Origin of the sequence: Sporosarcina aquimarina (assembly GCF_033253705.1) — a bacterium.
Lineage (GTDB): Bacteria > Bacillota > Bacilli > Bacillales_A > Planococcaceae > Sporosarcina > Sporosarcina aquimarina.
Genome location: NZ_JAUBDH010000006.1, coordinates 107,232 through 125,412 on the forward strand (window position 1 = coordinate 107,232; position 18,181 = coordinate 125,412).

The window sequence follows — 18,181 nt, forward strand, 5'->3', positions numbered from 1 at the left end:
GAGCCTCCATTCAACTGGAAGCTCCTGTTTTCAATTACTTCATCCCAACTACGAGCAGTATCACTCCAGCAACGCCCGCTGCAATGACCCCTATAAAGACCGCATCCATTCGGCTGTAGGACGTCGGATAGAAATACGTTCGGGCAGCGCCCATTTGGTATTGTTTCGCTTCCATTGCAATCGCAATCCGTTGTGCACGGCGAATGCTTTGCGCAAACAAAGGGACCGTGTAGGCTTGAATTCGTTCACCCCACCCTTTCATCCCTCGTGAAAACGTGATACCCCGAACTTTCAACGCATTCGTTCTTACTTGAATCTCCTCAACGACTACAGGCAGCAGCCGAATCGATGCGATGAAACTATACGCATATTTTGAGGGCAGTCGAAATTGCTGCATCATCGCGTAAAAAAACAGGACAGGCTGCACCGTGAGCAAAAAAGTGAAACCGACAAAGCCAAAGGTCAACGATTTCGTTCCGAGCAGCAATCCATGCTGAATACTCTCTTCAGAAATCTTGAGCGGTCCCCATTGCCACAAGACTGCATCCCCTTTACCGAACAGAATCATCGTCCCGGCTGTGGACGCAAATGAAATGACAAGCGGAATCGAAAGTAATGCTAACTTTCGGATAGGATAACCACTGAATCCGTACAGCAAAAGTCCGAATAGGACAGCTAACCAACTGACAAATGGTAAATTTCTGGTGAATAAAGTAATGAGTAAAAGCGATACAAAGATCGCGAATTTTAATGCAGGATTCACTCGATACAACCAAGTTTCCCGATCAGGCGTAAACCAAGCGGGCATCCGTCATACCTCCTAGCTGTATGCATGATACAAGTCTACCTCCGGCAACAGTCCATTGCTCTGTTGCGAAATGGGAAGCGATCTCTAAGTCGTGCGTTACCATAACAATGGTCATTCCGGCTTTTCGTAAAGATTCTAGTTTCTCCAACATGAGAAACGTATTGCGCGCATCCTGACCGAATGTCGGTTCATCCAATAACAAAATGTCCGTTGAAGAAGTGAGTGCAGTCGCCACACTGAGCCGCCGCTTTTGACCGATGGATAATTGATACGGATGACGGTTTCCGGAAGTAGGCAAATTGAATAACTCAATCATTTCCACTGCATGCTGTTCGGCTTTAACTGCCTGGACGCTTTGCAATGAAACCGTCAATTCCTCCGTTATTGAATTCGTTACAAATTGAAGCTCAGGATTTTGAAAGACCAAGCTTAACCCTGCAGGTAACGTTTTACGGCGTTTCTTTTGGACGATCGGTTGTCCATTCACTGTTAAGGAACCAGTCGTTTTCAATAATTGCATGAGAGAAAGAAGAAGAGAGCTCTTTCCAGAACCATTCTCACCTAAAATCGTCACCCATGAACCTTGAGCAATCGATGCACTTTCCACTTGAATAACAGGACTTTTACCTCGATAGCCGCAGAAATCCTCCGCATGAAGAACTTCAAACGTACTTGTGGATGAACGATTGCAAGCGAGCGCTTGATAGTCGTCCGAAGTTAAATAATCCTCCCACACACCTGGGTACCAAATTCCATATTGAATCAGTTCATCCTTGTAATTACTGAAAATCGTGTGAGGCGGCCCATCCGCCAGTATCTTTCCATCATCCGTAAACAGCACAACTCTGTCGATCCAATTGGCGATCTGCTCGATTTTGTGTTCCACAATTACGACAGTTTGTTCCGCAGCTGCCGCTTGAATGGAGGACCATATTTGCTCGGTTCCTTCAGGGTCAAGAAGTGCAGATGGTTCATCCAAAAACAGGACTTCCGGTTCCATCAGCAGGACAGAAGCGAGCGCAAGACGCTGCTTCATGCCTTGGGAGAGTTCCAAAATGGGAACGTGGATCTCTTCCAAGTGAAGTCCCACACGTTCAAGTGACGCCGCGATTAGCGAGGACATCTTTTCTCGCGGAACATTCAAGTTTTCCAGCACAAACGCAAGCTCCTCATCCACAAAGGGCATACAAAACTGCGTGTCGGGATCCTGGAAGACAAACCCCCAAGATTCAGGCAGCTGCAGGGTTTCGGCTTTCATCGGCAGCTCAAAAGAATTGGGGACAATGCCGCTGGCTACTTGCAGCAGCGTGGACTTCCCGCAGCCACTTGGGCCAAGCAGCAATACTTTCTCACCTTTTTGAACAGAGAAAGAGAGGTCTTTGAACAATAATGTGTCCTCTCCAGGAAATTTCAATCGCAGCTTTGTTATCTGGAATGCAGCATTCTCAAGTTCTGTGATTGCGTTTACCATGCTGATCACCGGTCGAGCAGCGAATACTCTTCTTTCGCTACGGGCCGTATTGAATGTGTGACGCCTGTTGCTTCCAAAGCACGAACGATGAGGACTGCAAATACACCCGTAAAGATGAATGCACTGATTACACGCAATCCATACTTGACAATGAGTGCCCAAGTTTCGAGTTCCGCATATCCATAAAACATGTCCAATCCGAAACTTGCAGCGCACGAGAATACGCCAGCAAAACCTGCAATTACGACTGAGAATTTCTTGTAGCGGAACGCAGCAAACAGAACTTCTGCAGCTAATCCTTGTGCGAATCCATAGATCAGGACTTCTAAACCATGTCCGATGAATGCAGAAAGACCTGCACCAGCAATACTTGCAATCAACGCAACACCCGGTTTACGGATGAGCAGGAAAGCAAATACGCCGTTCATGAACCACATTCCATAGAGAAGCTGTCTTGCTACGGGCATTAACGGTTTGACGACGGTATAGAGATCGTCCCAAAACTTCATAAGAATCCCGAATACGACACCGACCATAATCGTTATGAGCAAATCGGTAAATGTTAACTTTTTCAATGAATTGCCACTCCTTTTTGCTTGTTTTCTCACAAAAAAAGACCGTCTGAAAGCGCAGACGGTCGAGGAGTGGGTTCCCGGGTACCCAAATGATCCTCAGATCACGGCTCTCTACGCTGGCATTATCCAGATCAGATGCGGTCAGCAGCGGATTCGTCTGCTATCTCAGCCTGATTCACTCAAGCACCCGTACGGTCAGTTATGTAAGTGATTCGAGTATACAACAGTACCAATTTTCTGGCAACCTCTTAAAAAGTAAATGCATTAAGAGGTTGCCAGAGCAGTATCCAGCCGTTTCCCGAATTTATTTTTCCAATCCTCCGCAAGAGATTCAATCGCTAAAACGCGGCGCAGTCCTTCAACGTCTTTCGGGTTATGGAAGTACGTCGTATTCGCTTCCAGCACAGTTACGCCGTGTGAATTTCTTTCGTGCAATGAAATTTCGCTATCGGCACGTACGTTTCCTTCTTGCAAAACACGGCAGAGGTATCCGGTGAATCCAGTTTCAATCATGTGTTTCATCACAGGATGACCGAGACGCTGGTCGATTGTGTTACACGGGATTCTGCCTTGAGTCAGTTGAATGAGGGCATCGCCCACTTTGTATATATCGCCAATACACACTTCCGACTCTGTCAGCCCAGAGACAGTCAGGTTTTCTCCAAAGGCAGCAGGAGGTAACGTGCAACCGAATTCCTCATTCCAAAGGGGATAATGTTCTGCAGGATACAGACAAACTGCTCGATCCGGGCCGCCGTGATGTTTTTTATCGGCCACATCGTCTTGTTGGAATCCATCGACGGATAGATACGCTTCTGTGATCGTTTGTTTACAAATACCAGAAATTAGTCCGTTTTCACTTGCAGAATCTATTCTTCTCGGTAGCCCTGTTGCTAAAGTTACTAACTGTCTGCTTCCCATTATCTCAATCTCCACCTTAATCAGTTTTTTACAAGTATATCAAACAATAGAAGCAGCAAATAGATAGAAACCAGATTCTTTTAATCTGTTTACGAATAAGAGGAACGGGTAGAAATGTAACAACTATCATAAAGGATGTGAATGTATGAAAGCAGTTACGTTTCAAGGAAAAGAAGCAATGGTGACTAAAGAAGTTCAGGCTCCAAGTATTGAAGAAAAAAGCGATGTGATTGTCCGCATAACGACGAGCGGAATTTGCGGATCAGATTTGCATCTTTACCACGGTGGGATTGTCCCGGAACAAGATTATGTTGTCGGGCACGAGCCGATGGGGATTGTCGAAGAGGTCGGTTCTGAAGTGAAGACGTTGAAGAAAGGTGATCGTGTCGTCATCCCATTCAATATCGGATGCGGCGAGTGTTTCTTCTGTCAGCACGAGATGGAGAGTCAATGTGACAATTCGAACCCACACGGCGAAGTTGGCGGATTGTTCGGTTTTGCTGAACCCAATGGAAACTATCCAGGAGGACAAGCCGAATATTTACGCGTACCATATGCAGACTTCACCGCGTTTAAAGTGCCAGAGAACAGTGAATTGAAAGATGAACAAATTGCACTGCTTTCAGATGTCATTCCTACAGCTTACTGGAGTGTTCTTCACAGCGGTTTGAAAAAGGGAGATACTGCAATTATCCTGGGCTCGGGTCCAATTGGGTTAATGGCGCAGAAGTTTGCTTGGATGAAAGGCGCAAAACGTGTAATTGCTGTAGACCAAGTGGATTATCGCTTAAAGCATGCTGAAAAGACAAACAAAGTAGAGACGTATAACTTTAAAGAACATGATGAAATCGGTAAATTGCTCCATGAAGAAACGAAAGGCGGAGCGGACGTCGTGATCGATTGTGTCGGAATGGATGGCACAGTTCAGCCTGGTGAGCAGTTTGGATCGAAAGAAGATAACCAGTTCGGGACAATCAGCCCGATTGTCACAGCGTCGGAAGTTGTCCGGAAATTCGGTACAGTTCAATTGACGGGTGTCTACGCTACGGAAGCGAATAATTTCCCGCTTGGTGACTTTTTCACGCGGAATGTTTCCCTTAAGATGGGACAGGCTCCTGTCATTCACCTTATGCCTGAGCTCTATAAAAAAATCGAAGCGAATGAGTTTGATCCGACAGATATCATTACGCATAAGGTGAAACTGGAAGATGCGGCGAATGCATATTCGATATTCGACAAAAAAGAAGATGGCTGTATTAAAGTGCTATTCCAGCCTTAAGTTAGAAAAGTGTGATGCTTCATGCATCGCACTTTTTTTGTTCGACCAAATGAGTCTCACCCCCTATAATGAAGACAGAAGAAAGAGTACGTACAAGGAAATGGGGATCCGTTGTGAAGAAGGCAGTTATATTCGATTTTGATGGAACAATCATTGATACAGAGTCCGCTTGGTTCGATATTTATACAGAAATCTTGAAGGAACAGCATGGATTCAATTTAACGCTGGAGGAATTTGTGAAAGTAGTAGGCTCAACGGATGGAGCCTTATTTGACTTCATCGACGAGTCGCTGGATGTGCCGATGGATCGCACTATTTTCCACGATCAGGTCAATTCCCGATTTGAAACCATTCGTGAGCAATTAGCGCTGCGTGATGGATTTTTAGAGACAGCGGAACAACTGAAAAAACGCAATATCAAGCTTGCGGTTGCCAGCAGCTCAAGCCGTAATTGGATTGAAGGTTTTTTAACACAATACGGATTGCTTGAATACTTCCCGATTATAGTATCTGCGGACGACGTGGACGAGGTGAAACCGCATCCTGCAATCTACCAAGTTGCCCTGAACCAACTGGGGATTACTGCAGATGAAGCCATTGCAGTTGAAGACTCCTACAATGGCTCAATCGCGGCAATTAGTGCTGGGATTCATTGTTTGATCATCCCGAATGATGTCACACGATCGTTAACGTTCCATGAAAAAGGCCAACTTATCGAATCATTTGCGGATTTTGACTACAGTCTGCTTGAAAATGAACAAGAAGACGGGATCGCCAAATGACTCGGCATATACTTGCTGTAGACGGCGGCGGTACGAAAACAGCCCTGGTGTTATGCGACGAAAACGGTGTGAAACTGTATGAAACTGCATCAGACGGATCGAATTATCAAGCGATTGGTCAAGCGGCTCTGCGCCGTGTACTGACAAGTGCACTTATGGAAATTTTCGCAGCCTGCCCAGTACCTTCGATTGACGTTGCTGTATTTGCATTGGCCGGAGTTAACACAGAGAAAGACCGAAATACAGTTACTTTCATTATCCAGGACATACTGAACAGTATGCAGCTTAACGTTGCGGATCTTGTAATTGAAAATGATGCGTTTGGAGTTCTTAAAGGACTCGTGCATGAGCAGCCCGGAGTTCTCGCGATTTGCGGAACGGGCGCTATTGCATTTGCACAAGATGAGCATCAGCATATCATTCGTTCAAGTGGCTGGGGACATAGAATAGGAGATGGCGGCAGTGCTTGCTGGATGGGTACAAAAGTCATTGATGCTGTTTTCCGAATGGACGATGGGCGGGGCAGAAAAACCGTGCTGAAAGACAAGACGTTATCCGCGATGGGATTCACAACTGTGGAACAGCTGTTTAATTGGGTAAATGGTGACCAGTATTCCATAGGGGCAGTTGGGAAGTTAACCATTCAACTTTCTGAAGCGGAATCCGAAAAAGATCCAGTCGCCAGTGAAATCGTCGCGAATGCGGTCGCGGAACTAGTCAGTATGGTGGAGGCAGTCATTCACCGTTCGAAGTTACAAGACGTGCCGTGTACGGTTTTCTGTGCCGGAGGAACGATTCAAAACTTCGATGCGTTATTTGAACGAGTAAAGAACACGATTGAAACACGGCAACCGAACAAAACTGTTATTCGAACGGACGAATCCCCAATTGACATCGTCATCAAGCGCGCAATGAATCTGATGGATAAAACCGAATAAAAAAATCACTGAATCGCGGGCGTCAGACTGAAGACGAACTCAAGGAATCTTGGGTGTGTCTTCAGTCTTTTTTTATACAATAAATTCACCATGAAAAACTGATCTTTCTTGCGAATAAGTTTTAATCTTCTGGCACTAACTTGAATGATTCTGAAACTAATAGGGAATAGAGTCGTAGAAGAACTAAGGAGTGATATCGATGAAACGACTTATAATGGGACCTTTACTGCTGTTACTCGTTTTCATTTTCCCGATACAAGCGTTTGCAGACGATTTTACAATCGATGGATTTTCGATTGACGCAACGTTACAAACGGATGGAAACGTCCAAGTGAAAGAAGTATTAACCTATGATTTTGACGGTTCGTTCAATGGGATTACGCGTGAAATCTACCCGAAAAAGGGAAGCGAGATTCAGGATCTTCAAGCGGAAGAGAATGGAAAACCGTTAAAAATCGAAGACGATGATGGTGCTTATAAAATCCATCGGAAAGCGAAAGACGAAACCGTCGTCATTCAGCTGAGCTATACAATACTAAACGGAATTGAACGATATTCCGATATGGGGCAGTTTTATTGGCCGTTCTTTGACGATCGAAATGAGACCGATTTCGGAAATGTATCCATTACAGTCCATCCCCCAGCAGCAACGGACGATGTGATTGCGATGGGATATCATGCGGCTCGCGGCAAAGTCACAACGGAAAGTGACGGAACTGCAATTTTTGACCTTGGTAACGTATCGAGTGGTGAAAATGCGGATATCCGTGTCGGTTATGACGAATCCTTATTCAGCGGAGCGCCGCTTGCCGGAAACAAATCCATTCGTTCAGAGCTCTTGGATGAGCAGCAATCTTTAGCAGCAGCGCAGGCTAAATATGATGACAGGCATGAGCTTACTGGCCGAGTAGCTCCTTATATAGTAGGCGGTGCAGTACTTCTACTTATTCTGATAGGAAGCTATGCACTTCGTCTGCAGCAAAGACGTAAACAGAACGCAGTGCAACAGTATCCGGAAGCCTACTTTGTGCCGGATCCTGTCATGAGTTTGCCGGCAACCCTTAGATACACCGTGCCGCAAGCGGGAGGACCGCAAATTCAAACGACGGCACTTCTTGACTTGCTTCGTAAAGGATACATTGAAAAAGTTGGCGAAGAAGAGTTCCGAGTTGTCAATCGGAATACAGAATATGCACACGAGAGTCTGCTGATTGAATGGTTATTCGACGAGTTTGGAGACGGAGAAAGGTTTTCATATAATGATTTAGACGTGTTACAAGGCGATCCGCTTGTTGTGAAAGAAGATGTGGATAAATTCAGGACGTCACAAGTTGCCTGGGAATCTGCCGTCAGAGATGAAGTTAAGGAGAATCATCTAAAAGGTGATGTGAAAGGTGTACGTCTTCTTTCTATCATCACGGGTCTTCTGCTGATTGCACCGATGATTTGGTTTGGCATATACAATCAGCCGATGTGGTTATTCTTCTTAGTCCTGCCTAGTATGGCACTGATTTTATTGGGGATTTTCTTCAATCCGAAAACTGTAAAAGGATATGGAATATCGCATCAGTGGGAAGCATTTCGAAAACGATTGCCGACTGTATCTGAATCGGACTTGAATGAGCAGCTGGATGATGAGCAAAAGCGTGCTGTCATTTATGGAATTGGGACGAAAACGCTTGAAAACAACAATTATTTTAAATCGAAACAGACGACACAAGCAATTGACGGCGTGCCCGGCTGGTCATACTTTCCAGTAGGGATAATGGCGACACACTATCTAACGAGTGCAGATACTGCGGTTGCTTCTTCTACTTCATCGTCCTCTTCCTCCAGCATGCCTGGCGGAGGTGTAGGAGGCGGCGGTGGCGGGGCTGGAGCATTTTAACAGACCCAGACAAAAGTTGGTCACAACCCGTATTTTTCTCAGAACAATAAGTTAGGTAACGTTTGCGAACCATGATAAGATGGAGAAATATATTATTTTTGGTTCGATACTGGTTGTAGGAGCGTATTAAATGAAAAAATCATCTCTCACTTTGTGGCTGCTGCTGACGAATTTGCTCATTGCCTTTTTAGGAATTGGTCTTGTGATCCCCGTCATGCCTACCTTGATGAATGAATTGCACTTGTCAGGAAAAGTTGTCGGTTACTTAGTTGCCTTTTTTGCTGTCGCACAGCTTTTAGCTTCTCCGTTATCAGGACGATGGGTGGATTCCATTGGACGCAAGAAAATGATCGTTATCGGATTGCTCATGTTCAGTGCATCTGAACTGCTATTTGCTGTCGGTCAAACGCTGAGTGTCCTGTTTGCTTCCCGTATTGTCGGAGGAGTAAGTGCTGCATTCATCATGCCAGCGGTGACGGCGTTCATTGCAGATATTACGACGAACGAAACTCGTGCGAAAGCGCTGGGCTATATGTCTGCGGCAATTTCAACAGGTTTCATATTAGGTCCGGGAATCGGCGGGTTTCTTGCATCCGTCGGTACGCGGGTGCCGTTCTTCTTTGCGGCAGGACTTGCGCTTTTTGCAGCGATTTTCTCTTTCGTTATGCTGAAAGAGCCTGAACGTCAATACGAAGAAACGATGAATACTAAAAAACCGGGCTTCACAAGAGTGTTTGCTCCGATCTATTTCATAGTCTTTGTTGTGATATTTGTATTATCGTTCGGACTGGCTTCTTTTGAATCGATATTCAGTTTGTTTGTTGACCACAAGTTTGGCTTTACACCTGCCGATATCGCAATTATCATAACGGGCAGTGGACTGGTCGGTGCAGTTGCTCAAGTTGTATTGTTCGATCGGCTCGCAAAACGAATGGGAGAAAAGAAACTGATTTTCTATTGTCTGGTTTTGTCCGCTTTTTTGGTGGCCGCGATGACAATCGTCAGTTCATACTTTGCGATTCTAGCCGTTACGATTGTTGTATTCGTTGGGTTTGACTTGATCCGTCCAGCCGCGACGTCATACTTGTCCAAAATTGCGGGGAACGAGCAAGGTTTCGTCGGCGGGATGAACTCAATGTTTACCAGCATCGGAAACATGATTGGTCCGATTGCTGGAGGAATTCTCTTCGATATCGATCTTGACTATCCGTTCTACTTTGCAACGTTTGTCCTGATCATTGGTTCTGTTCTTGCTTATGTGTGGATGCGTCGAGAAGGCGTAACAAAAGACCCTGTGCACCAGCCGTTGTAATCGGTTGGGGCTCAGGGCCTTTTTATAGGAAAAATACTATGAGCTGCGAAGCGATCGCAACAAGAATGAGCGCAAATGGATAAGCAGCTGCATAGGCGATAGCAGGGTCTTCCGAGTCGATTAACTGATTCAATGCACCGAGCGCAGGTGTACTGGTCATCCCGCCCGAAAGTCCGCCTAGCGCGTGGACGACACTTAGTTTCAGAAGTTTCCGTGCAGCGAAATAACCAGCAAATATGGGAACTAGTGTAATCAGAACGCCGCCAAATATGAGTTTGACACCTTCAGTTTGAATCACTTCGACAATTCCGGCACCGGCCGTTGTGCCTGCGCCTGCCAAGAACAATACTAAACCGAGTTCACGGATTACATGATTGGAAGGGCCATAATAACGAACGTGTATCGGGCCGAGCTTACCGAAATGTCCGATGATCAATGCGACAAAAAGAGGCCCGCCTGCGGTACCAAGCTTGATGGTCCCGAGGCCGGGTACCGGAATAGGCACCATTCCAAGCAGAACCCCTAATAAAAGTGTAATACTGATTGAAAAGATATCCAAGTTCGTGATCGTAAGTTTCTTCCGGGCGAATAATTCTTCAACCTCGTCCAATCGCTGTTCTGTACTGACAATCGTCAAAACGTCCCCGCGAATTAAAGGCAAGTTCGGATTTTGTGTCAGTTCAATCCCTTCACGTGTAATGCGGGTAACCGTCGTTCCATGATCTTTTCGTAAACGGAGTTCTTTCAACGTTTTCCCAATGACTTCATCGGAATCGACAGTCACTTTACGAAGGTGAACATTATCTGGATTCTCTAAGTCTGTAGCGACAGGCTTTCCTACATAGGCAGTCAATCCATGCAGTTTCGTTTCGTTACCAACGACTACGATGTGATCTCCCTGTAGCAAAATCGTATCCCCTAAAGCAATCATCGTATGTCCATCACGGATCACGCGGCTGACGACAGCATCGTAAGGAGCGAAATGCAATTCGCTCAAACTGCTTTTGTGAAGCATGGGATTCGTCACTTCAAGCGTCGTGAGAACAGGGGAACCTGCCGTCCGGATCGGATTTACGGTCTCCTCCAAGTCTTTTTGTAAATCGACCTTTCCGATGCGGGGCAGCAGCTGGACAAACAATACGACTGCCAGAACGCCGAATGGATAAGCAATCCCGTAACCGACAGATGCGAGCGGGTCATGTGTGGCCTGCAAGGCAGCAGCTAAACCGGGTGTACTCGTAAGGGCGCCTGTCATGAGACCGACACTTAATGCGGGATTTAAGTCGAGTCCTTTCGCAACAACAATAGTTGTGATTACCGCAAAGAAGATAATCAGCAACGACAAAATGCCGAAGATCAGGCCGCTTGAACGCAGCATACGGAAAAACTTAGGACCTGCCTGCAACCCGATACCGACAATGAACAAACTTAATCCGAAGTTTTGAATTACCGGAGAAATCGCAAATCCGAAATGTCCAAAAACCATTGCAACAAGTAAAACTCCAGCAGCACCTAAGTTCAGTCCTTTGATCGACCAGGACCCAAACCAGGAGCCAAGAAATAAGATAACGAATAACAAAATCAGCGGTTCGTCGAGTAACGAGCGCAGTAATTCCATCCAATCACCTCTAGAAAACAATCTACCCTAAGTATACTGCAACCAACCGGAGGAGTGCAGTGACACGTTTTGGAATTTCAAAATCGAAAAGGTTAGTTAACTTCTTCGACAGGGAAGGTATAGGGATATAGTAGTTATTGTAATACCAGAGAGGAGATTTAAGTATGGGATTTCTATTAATCATTTTCATTGCTCTTGGCGCAGCAAGTCTGATTTTTCAAGGACTGATGTATATAAAACAATTTCATTTAAACTTAGGGGTCCGCACCATAAATGCTATACTTGGACTAATTATCGCGTACATCGCGTTCACGTCTTTCCCTGAAGGTGACACGATGGAGAAAACAGTAGCGGCAGCTTTAGGGGTTAGTGCTGTAATTGGACTTGTGCTGAGTTTTGTTAAACGGGAAGCACTTGCGGGTAAGATATTTCTATCTTTATCTGTACTTGGCGGACTTGTATTTTTGTTTTTCGGAATGTAATGCAATTGACTGTTTCTTTAAAGGGAGCAGTCAATTTTTTTGTTGACTCTCACGTTACGTCAGCCTTTATGCTTGAATCAGGGAAGGAGGAATGAGTATGAAAGTGAAGGAAGTGGCAGCCTTATCTGGTGTCAGTATCCGTACTCTACATCATTATGATGAGCTAGGATTATTGAAGCCAGCAGGGACGACGGAAGCGGGGTATCGCGTGTATTCGGATGAAAACCTTATCGAGCTGCAGCAGATCCTGTTTTACAGGGAACTTGGGTTTTCCTTGAAACAAATTAAAGAACTTGTGACGAACCCATCGTTCGATCGTCTCGAGGCATTGGAAAGTCAACAGTCCATGCTGCGTCAAAAACGTGCACAACTCGATGTCATGATCCACACCATCGAACGGACAATTAAAGAAGGAAAGGGGGAAGGCACGATGACAAACGAAGAAAGATTCAAAGGTTTTGACTTCAGTGAAAATCCATACGAGCAAGAAGCACGCGATCGCTGGGGAGACGAAATTGTCGATGAAACGAACAAAAACGTGCAGCAGTTCGGCGGGAAGCAGCAAGAAGAGATGAATGCACTGTATCGGCGTCTTGCGGAAGTGCGCCATCTTGAGCCGGAATCATCCGACGCTCAAGTGCTGATCGGTGAATGGTATCGTTTGTTGAACAGGATTGGAACGTATTCACTGGACGCATTTGCGGGACTTGGGGAGATGTATGTGGCGGATGAGCGCTTCACAAAGAATATCGATCAGTTTGGATGCGGTCTCGCACGTTTCATGTGTGAGGCGATGAAAGAATACGCACAGCAAAATAAGTAATGGCCAACAGGCACCTATTGCAGGTGCCTGTTTCAGTTTGACCCGGTTACGCGATTGTTTTATGATGTATCAAAACAGTTTGACAGTTGATGGAAAGGGTGTGGGGGGATGAATGTTCCTGCTAAATTACAACGCGGCGATGAGATTCGAATTATCGCACCGAGTCGAAGTGCTGCCATTTTGTCTGAAGAGGGTGTAAAGCGTGCGACTGAACGGTTGGAAGCGCTAGGATTCAAGGTGACTTTTGGAAACCATGTATTTGAGGATGACCTACATCACTCTGCTTCGATTGAGCATAGAATCGAAGATGTGCATGATGCGTTTAAGGATCCTTCTGTAAAAGGGATTTTGACTGTCATTGGCGGGTTTAATAGTAATGAATTGCTGCCTTATCTGGATTATGAATTGATAGGGAACAATCCGAAGGTGTTTTGCGGATATAGCGACATTACTGCGATTGCAACAGCGATTACCGTGAAAACAAGAATGGTCACGTATTCAGGTCCACATTTCTCGAGTTTTTCGATGGAGTTGGATCAGGATTGGCAGACGGAGTTTTTCAAGAAGTGCCTTATGCAAAAGGAACGTTTTCCGCTTACTCCTTCTAGCCGCTGGAGCGATGATTCATGGTATTTGGATCAGAACGACAGAACGTTTGAACCGACAGAGTGGAAGATTTATAGCGAAGGAAAAGCGCAAGGGCAAATCTTTGGTGGGAATTTATGTACCCTGAACCTTCTGCAGGGGACGGAATACCTTCCAGATATGAAGGACGCGATCCTATTCATAGAAGATGACGGCATGACGATTCCTGAAACATTTGCACGGGATTTAACTTCACTGCTGCAAGCAGCAGGTGAAATACAAGGATTGGTATTAGGCCGTTTTCAACGGGAAAGCACGGTTTCAGACGAACAGATTCGTTATATCCTCGACAAACACCCTGTGTTGCAAGAAATTCCAGTCATTTACGATACGGACTTCGGGCATACTCAACCGATGTTTACTTTCCCGATTGGCGGAGAAGCAGTTTTGGATAGTGAAGGCTGTTCAATCGAATTGATCGAGTTTTAGTATGGAAATAATGCTCAAACTGGCATAGCGCAGTGCTATGTCAGTTTTTATTGGCTAATAAAATTTAAAAGTTAAGTGATAGTAGGGACTCTAAAGCAGATAATTGAACATCTGCTAAATGAGAACACATTACCCATTACTATGTTTAATGAACAGCTTATTTAGTAAATCATTTTAATTGAGAATTGTTATCATTTAGTGTATATTTGTTTCCAGGGAAGAAAATATCTGAATAAGGGGAATATACAATGCAAATATACTGGACTAAAATAAATAAGATCATTGAAGAAACGCCTGAGGTTAAAACGTACTTGCTTGACTGTCCGAAAGACTTTACTTGGGAAGAAGGTTCTCACACGCACTTTGCATTGGAAGGGTTTAATGCAGAGGATAAGCCAAATCGCAGCCTCATTCGCCACATGTCCATCTCGACGCTACCGCACGAAAATTCAATCGGCATTACGACGCGTATCAAAGAGCAGTGTTCGGAGTTTAAAACAATTTTAAGAAGTCTAACTGTCGGCGATGAAGTTGCACTATTTAAAACCCATTCCAATGTACCGCTTAAAAGGGAAGACAAGAATGTGTATCTGCTTTCATCAGGTGTCGGCTTGGCAACCTTCAGACCGCTGGTGCTGGATTATTTCAAGCGCAATGAAAACGTCAATCAAATTCACTCCCTTAACATCGACTCATCAAGAGACTTTTTATTCACTACTGTTTTTACTTCTGCACCTGACCAAAAGTTCACATCACAGTTTGTAGATAATCGTAAAGACTATTATGAAGAAGTAAAACGTCTTGCTGCTGACGAGGATGGGCTCTTCTACGTTGTGGGGAGTGACGAATTCCTTCTGCAGAACATCGAAGTGCTGCAAGAACAGGGAGTTAAGCCGCAACAAATTATGCTCGATAAGCATGAACAGTCACTTTCTAAGTTTTTAACATTAGATTTGTCAATTTGAAAATTGGATATCAAACTGAATCGTACCCCAATAAATAAATGCAGAAACCGCTAATGATTGATTCGTTAGCGGTTTTTACATGCTCCAAAGAGTATTATTTTTGAAAACGGGATAATCACCATTTCTGGAAAAAGATAGATAACTAACGTGGGAATGTTATAATGGTATAGACTAATCAGTTAGTTCCTGTGAGAGTTAATGCATTTATTCGAAAATGGTCTTTCCACGTTTTGAAGGACTTATCTGTTCTCAAAAGAAGCATTATAAAGTTCAGTTTGCTATATGTAGAATTGGTTAAAAGGAGTGGTGAGAAAGATGGTGAACGATGAAGTGACGTCAACTGCCTATAAGCGAGTATTCGACCGTCTTGCTCTCTACTTGCTTGCGGTAGTTCTCGCTCCTGTTCTTTTCGGAGCTTGTCTGACGCTTTACTCAATGGCAATGCATGAGGACTCTTGGGGTTTCGGTCCGTCTACCCTTGTAATAGCTCTTTACTCACTTCCGTTTTTTGCACTCGGTGCCTTTCCGGTTTCCTTGTATATCGACTCCAGTGTCAGAACGAAACAGAGCTCCCGGTGGATTAAAAGTCTTCTCTACGTGGGGGCTGGCAGTCTCGCTGGACTGCTCGGAGCTGTCCTATTCTTTGACCTGTTTTCCATTCCGGCGATAATTCTGTATGGGGCGGTTGGCGCTCTTATATACTTCGGTGTGGTCGAATTGGTGAAAAAGCTATTTAGGAGCCGCGAGCTGGACTCTTGAAGTAACTAGGGAATGTATAGGTCTGTACAATAATCACGCAGCTAATAGTATTTTGAAAACCTAATAAGTAAAGTGAAAACTAAAGTCAATCGGTTGGAAAGAATTGTAACTGTGTCTTTTTAAAAGACCACAAGCAAGGAGGAAAGATGAATGGAGAACAAATTGTACGCAGTCTATGCACTGATTTTAGGAATTATTTCCTTTTTCACAGGAGAAATCGTAACGTTTATCATGTTGGGATTCATCTTGATGGCGCTCATTAACATCAATACGACGTTGAAAAAGAATGCCCAGCAGCGGAATGACAGTCATGACTGAAGTCTTTGACCAAGAGAATGACAATATCTCCAAAGGTGGTGGAAGCATGGCAAGTACAGCGACTTACATACTTTTGACTCCCGTTCTGGCATTCCTCGGCGGACTGCTGTCGTACAGCATTATGCTGCGGCTGCTGTGGAGCGAATCGATTGGATCCGAATTAGGAACAATTGTCTTTTGGGGCAGTGCGGTTTTTTCGGTCATGATTCCTGTCTATTTTGTCGTCGTCTACCTTGTCGCGCGCCGCTTCAATCGAAATACACTTTTTCTATTTACTGCAGCCTGTTTTCTGGTCTCATTTGTGCCAGTGCTTCTGATCTTTGTCCCTTTCGGCAGCCAGGCACTGTTTTCGGAACAATCCGCGCTCGTCTTGTCATTCTTCTTAGCCGCAGGAATTGTTTTCGGTCTATGCAGCTGGGCGTTCAGGAAATTCAAGTTGAAAAAATGATAGGGTCACGCGTGTCTGCGATAATTATTTAGCTCAACATTTTGAGCGTATACTAGCGGAAGTATTTTGTTTGTCATCGAAGAAGCAGGGATAAGTAAATTTCCCAAAGAAACTAATGAACAATTTGCGTTTCACAAATTACAGGCCTGACCAATTATCTACGAGGATGTGAATGAATTCGGACAGTAATTACAAGGTAGTGATTAACTATAGTCGCTAATTCTATAGGAAAGAAGCTATCTCCAAAGAAAGAGTAGAGGTTAAACAATCGGGTCTTATAAATTACTTAGATGCGTGTTGCAATCGAGCCAAATTTCAGGGAATGAAGAGGTACACATATGGAAAAGAAGTTACAGAAGTCAGGATTGTATGGATTAATATTTGGTTTAGCTGTTTCAATCTTATTTGTCAGTTATAAAGATGTACAGGATTTGGGTAATGGTAGTTACGAAATTTCTTATAAGCCTGCTTATGACTATATAATTTCGATTTTACGCTTAGGAATTATAGGGATGTTTGTAGGCTTATTTATTGGTTGGAAAGATTTCGAAAAGAAAAGCAGCACTCAAAAACAAGGAAAAACATATTATGTCCTCGCATTTTTTGCTGTATTCCTAGCTTCGAGCGTCATAATGTTGATATTTAATTGGTAAAAAAACTTCTACAAATGGGCGCTATTCTAGAACAAGGATTTGCTCAGCTTAAGCAATAGGGCCAGATTTATGAAAGTATAAATAATAGTTAGGGCAAAAGGAGAAAGTGAATATGAGTTTAGCAAGTTATATAGGATGTAATGTAGAAATCCCCCTAAGTGATGAAGAATCCGACAGTTTGATTATTATTGGCAATTGCTTCTCAGACGAGTCGAACCGACAAGCAGTTAGAGAAAATCAATTTTCGACGCCTTTTGTATATGAAATATCAAGTGACTGGGGAATCGAGATTACAGAATACATGGACAAAAAAATGTATGCTGAATCGAAAGAGAAGCTAATTGTGCTATGTGAAATTATGAATAGTTTTCTTGAAAAAGGAGAGTATTTTGAACTGTATAGTTGTTGGGTGGGTGACGAGGGTGAAAAGCGAGAAGGTGAAATAACCCTTCCAATCAGTAATTTTGACATTGAGAAAATTGTGTTACCTGAAAAGACGTTAGTAAGGTTTGAAAAATAAAGCCTTCTTCTGTAATCGGGCCAGATTGTTGAATGGAAAAGACGGGAAGGAGCGAGTTATATGGATTTGTGGTTTATTATAAAAGAACGTTATATGCTTCTTTCTGTTCTTTTAATCATTACATTTGTTAGCTTGTTTTTGCTTTTAGCTATTTGGAAAAATCGTTCTGAAGTGCCGAGAAGTCTAACTGTAATAATAACAGTGATTTGTATGGGAATAATTATTTTATCGTTACTTGCATTAGTATTTGCGATTTCATTTGGATACAATACTTAAAAAACAATTCATCAATCGGGTGCGTTTGAGTTATAAGCGATCGCTTCAATATCTCAATAGGGCTAAATGGTTTCACAAAGAAGGTTAATTTAATTAGATGTTAAGGCTTTATTTTAAGTAAAGGGAGGGTTTGAATGGGAATTATAGTTGCAGTTGTAGTGGTAATAACATTAATTTCAATAGAAGTTCAATTGAGAAGATTAAATAAAACAAACGAAGAAATGGCAGTATTACTAAAGGAAAAAATGAAAAAAGAATAAGATCACATAAT

General features: G+C 43.8%; 21 protein-coding genes and 1 riboswitch. Of the genes, 16 read left to right on the top strand and 5 right to left on the bottom strand.

Annotated features, from left to right (window positions below; translation table 11 throughout):
• Nucleotides 1-34: 34 nt before the first annotated feature.
• From QT716_RS11155 to QT716_RS11170, 4 genes are all read right to left on the bottom strand, one after another.
• Nucleotides 35-808, bottom strand: a complete 774-nt coding sequence (locus tag QT716_RS11155; RefSeq protein ID WP_317936134.1) for an energy-coupling factor transporter transmembrane component T family protein — start codon at nt 806-808, stop codon at nt 35-37.
• Nucleotides 786-2,279, bottom strand: a complete 1,494-nt coding sequence (locus tag QT716_RS11160) for an ABC transporter ATP-binding protein (protein WP_317936135.1) — start codon at nt 2,277-2,279, stop codon at nt 786-788. The genes QT716_RS11155 and QT716_RS11160 overlap by 23 nt, the downstream gene beginning before the upstream one ends.
• Before the next feature lie 5 nt (nt 2,280-2,284).
• A complete protein-coding gene (locus QT716_RS11165) occupies nt 2,285-2,854 on the bottom strand; it encodes an ECF transporter S component (protein ID WP_317936136.1) in 570 nt (189 codons plus the stop codon).
• A gap of 91 nt (nt 2,855-2,945) precedes the next feature.
• A riboswitch (TPP riboswitch) is annotated at nt 2,946-3,055 on the bottom strand.
• Between the two features lie 63 nt (nt 3,056-3,118).
• Complete coding sequence (locus QT716_RS11170; RefSeq protein ID WP_317936137.1) at nt 3,119-3,775, bottom strand: MOSC domain-containing protein; 657 nt, start codon at nt 3,773-3,775, stop codon at nt 3,119-3,121.
• A 145-nt stretch (nt 3,776-3,920) separates the two neighbouring features.
• Here QT716_RS11170 and QT716_RS11175 point away from each other — a divergent pair, with 145 nt between their 5' ends.
• The 5 genes from QT716_RS11175 (at nt 3,921) to QT716_RS11195 (ending at nt 9,974) form a co-directional block, all read left to right on the top strand.
• The gene (locus QT716_RS11175) at nt 3,921-5,054 is read left to right on the top strand and encodes an alcohol dehydrogenase catalytic domain-containing protein (RefSeq protein WP_317936138.1); all 1,134 of its coding nucleotides are present in this window, start codon (nt 3,921-3,923) and stop codon (nt 5,052-5,054) included.
• A 68-nt stretch (nt 5,055-5,122) separates the two neighbouring features.
• Nucleotides 5,123-5,836: an HAD family hydrolase gene (locus QT716_RS11180; RefSeq protein WP_317936139.1), complete on the top strand. Its 714-nt coding sequence runs from the start codon at nt 5,123-5,125 to the stop codon at nt 5,834-5,836.
• On the top strand, nt 5,833-6,774 hold the full coding sequence (locus tag QT716_RS11185) for an N-acetylglucosamine kinase (RefSeq protein ID WP_317936140.1): 942 nt from the start codon (nt 5,833-5,835) through the stop codon (nt 6,772-6,774). The genes QT716_RS11180 and QT716_RS11185 overlap by 4 nt, the downstream gene beginning before the upstream one ends.
• Before the next feature lie 199 nt (nt 6,775-6,973).
• Nucleotides 6,974-8,662 (top strand): DUF2207 domain-containing protein, encoded by a 1,689-nt coding sequence (locus QT716_RS11190; protein ID WP_317936141.1) that lies wholly within the window; start codon nt 6,974-6,976, stop codon nt 8,660-8,662.
• 130 nt (nt 8,663-8,792) lie between these two features.
• Nucleotides 8,793-9,974, top strand: a complete 1,182-nt coding sequence (locus QT716_RS11195; RefSeq protein ID WP_317936142.1) for an MFS transporter — start codon at nt 8,793-8,795, stop codon at nt 9,972-9,974.
• Between the two features lie 22 nt (nt 9,975-9,996).
• Here QT716_RS11195 and QT716_RS11200 read toward each other — a convergent pair whose 3' ends face one another.
• A complete protein-coding gene (locus QT716_RS11200; RefSeq protein WP_317936143.1) occupies nt 9,997-11,592 on the bottom strand; it encodes an aspartate:alanine exchanger family transporter in 1,596 nt (531 codons plus the stop codon).
• Nucleotides 11,593-11,756: 164 nt separating this feature from the next.
• Here QT716_RS11200 and QT716_RS11205 point away from each other — a divergent pair, with 164 nt between their 5' ends.
• The 11 genes from QT716_RS11205 to QT716_RS11255 all read left to right on the top strand — a co-directional run bounded on the left by QT716_RS11205 (nt 11,757) and on the right by QT716_RS11255 (nt 18,170).
• A complete protein-coding gene (locus QT716_RS11205) occupies nt 11,757-12,074 on the top strand; it encodes a hypothetical protein (protein ID WP_317936144.1) in 318 nt (105 codons plus the stop codon).
• A 91-nt stretch (nt 12,075-12,165) separates the two neighbouring features.
• Nucleotides 12,166-12,897 carry a MerR family transcriptional regulator gene (locus QT716_RS11210; RefSeq protein ID WP_317936145.1) on the top strand — a complete coding sequence of 244 codons (732 nt, stop codon included), beginning with the start codon at nt 12,166-12,168 and terminating at the stop codon, nt 12,895-12,897.
• Nucleotides 12,898-13,005: 108 nt separating this feature from the next.
• Nucleotides 13,006-13,971, top strand: a complete 966-nt coding sequence (locus tag QT716_RS11215) for a S66 family peptidase (RefSeq protein WP_317936146.1) — start codon at nt 13,006-13,008, stop codon at nt 13,969-13,971.
• A 248-nt stretch (nt 13,972-14,219) separates the two neighbouring features.
• Entirely contained in the window at nt 14,220-14,936 is a 717-nt protein-coding gene (locus tag QT716_RS11220) for a dihydropteridine reductase (protein WP_317936147.1), read from the top strand.
• 315 nt (nt 14,937-15,251) lie between these two features.
• The gene (locus tag QT716_RS11225) at nt 15,252-15,695 is read left to right on the top strand and encodes a hypothetical protein (protein WP_317936148.1); all 444 of its coding nucleotides are present in this window, start codon (nt 15,252-15,254) and stop codon (nt 15,693-15,695) included.
• Between the two features lie 150 nt (nt 15,696-15,845).
• Entirely contained in the window at nt 15,846-16,013 is a 168-nt protein-coding gene (locus QT716_RS11230; protein ID WP_317936149.1) for a hypothetical protein, read from the top strand.
• Nucleotides 16,006-16,461: a hypothetical protein gene (locus QT716_RS11235; protein WP_317936150.1), complete on the top strand. Its 456-nt coding sequence runs from the start codon at nt 16,006-16,008 to the stop codon at nt 16,459-16,461. The genes QT716_RS11230 and QT716_RS11235 overlap by 8 nt, the downstream gene beginning before the upstream one ends.
• Before the next feature lie 338 nt (nt 16,462-16,799).
• A complete protein-coding gene (locus QT716_RS11240; protein ID WP_317936151.1) occupies nt 16,800-17,114 on the top strand; it encodes a hypothetical protein in 315 nt (104 codons plus the stop codon).
• 112 nt (nt 17,115-17,226) lie between these two features.
• On the top strand, nt 17,227-17,634 hold the full coding sequence (locus tag QT716_RS11245; RefSeq protein ID WP_317936152.1) for a hypothetical protein: 408 nt from the start codon (nt 17,227-17,229) through the stop codon (nt 17,632-17,634).
• Between the two features lie 60 nt (nt 17,635-17,694).
• On the top strand, nt 17,695-17,910 hold the full coding sequence (locus tag QT716_RS11250) for a hypothetical protein (protein WP_317936153.1): 216 nt from the start codon (nt 17,695-17,697) through the stop codon (nt 17,908-17,910).
• Nucleotides 17,911-18,044: 134 nt separating this feature from the next.
• Complete coding sequence (locus QT716_RS11255; RefSeq protein ID WP_317936154.1) at nt 18,045-18,170, top strand: hypothetical protein; 126 nt, start codon at nt 18,045-18,047, stop codon at nt 18,168-18,170.
• Nucleotides 18,171-18,181: the final 11 nt, after the last annotated feature.

What these genes read in the sequence shown, in the direction of transcription:
- QT716_RS11235 (WP_317936150.1), top strand. Translation starts at nt 16,006, where the DNA reads ATGACTGAAGTCTTTGACCAAGAGAATGACAATATCTCCAAAGGTGGT.
- QT716_RS11210 (WP_317936145.1), top strand. Translation starts at nt 12,166, where the DNA reads ATGAGTATGAAAGTGAAGGAAGTGGCAGCCTTATCTGGTGTCAGTATC.
- QT716_RS11230 (WP_317936149.1), top strand. Translation starts at nt 15,846, where the DNA reads ATGGAGAACAAATTGTACGCAGTCTATGCACTGATTTTAGGAATTATT.
- QT716_RS11185 (WP_317936140.1), top strand. Translation starts at nt 5,833, where the DNA reads ATGACTCGGCATATACTTGCTGTAGACGGCGGCGGTACGAAAACAGCC.
- QT716_RS11200 (WP_317936143.1), bottom strand. Translation starts at nt 11,592, where the DNA reads ATGGAATTACTGCGCTCGTTACTCGACGAACCGCTGATTTTGTTATTC.
- QT716_RS11250 (WP_317936153.1), top strand. Translation starts at nt 17,695, where the DNA reads ATGGATTTGTGGTTTATTATAAAAGAACGTTATATGCTTCTTTCTGTT.
- QT716_RS11155 (WP_317936134.1), bottom strand. Translation starts at nt 808, where the DNA reads ATGCCCGCTTGGTTTACGCCTGATCGGGAAACTTGGTTGTATCGAGTG.
- QT716_RS11255 (WP_317936154.1), top strand. Translation starts at nt 18,045, where the DNA reads ATGGGAATTATAGTTGCAGTTGTAGTGGTAATAACATTAATTTCAATA.
- QT716_RS11195 (WP_317936142.1), top strand. Translation starts at nt 8,793, where the DNA reads ATGAAAAAATCATCTCTCACTTTGTGGCTGCTGCTGACGAATTTGCTC.
- QT716_RS11220 (WP_317936147.1), top strand. Translation starts at nt 14,220, where the DNA reads ATGCAAATATACTGGACTAAAATAAATAAGATCATTGAAGAAACGCCT.
- QT716_RS11170 (WP_317936137.1), bottom strand. Translation starts at nt 3,775, where the DNA reads ATGGGAAGCAGACAGTTAGTAACTTTAGCAACAGGGCTACCGAGAAGA.
- QT716_RS11180 (WP_317936139.1), top strand. Translation starts at nt 5,123, where the DNA reads ATGAAGACAGAAGAAAGAGTACGTACAAGGAAATGGGGATCCGTTGTG.
- QT716_RS11205 (WP_317936144.1), top strand. Translation starts at nt 11,757, where the DNA reads ATGGGATTTCTATTAATCATTTTCATTGCTCTTGGCGCAGCAAGTCTG.
- QT716_RS11175 (WP_317936138.1), top strand. Translation starts at nt 3,921, where the DNA reads ATGAAAGCAGTTACGTTTCAAGGAAAAGAAGCAATGGTGACTAAAGAA.
- QT716_RS11245 (WP_317936152.1), top strand. Translation starts at nt 17,227, where the DNA reads ATGAGTTTAGCAAGTTATATAGGATGTAATGTAGAAATCCCCCTAAGT.
- QT716_RS11225 (WP_317936148.1), top strand. Translation starts at nt 15,252, where the DNA reads ATGGTGAACGATGAAGTGACGTCAACTGCCTATAAGCGAGTATTCGAC.
- QT716_RS11215 (WP_317936146.1), top strand. Translation starts at nt 13,006, where the DNA reads ATGAATGTTCCTGCTAAATTACAACGCGGCGATGAGATTCGAATTATC.
- QT716_RS11160 (WP_317936135.1), bottom strand. Translation starts at nt 2,279, where the DNA reads ATGGTAAACGCAATCACAGAACTTGAGAATGCTGCATTCCAGATAACA.
- QT716_RS11240 (WP_317936151.1), top strand. Translation starts at nt 16,800, where the DNA reads ATGGAAAAGAAGTTACAGAAGTCAGGATTGTATGGATTAATATTTGGT.
- QT716_RS11190 (WP_317936141.1), top strand. Translation starts at nt 6,974, where the DNA reads ATGAAACGACTTATAATGGGACCTTTACTGCTGTTACTCGTTTTCATT.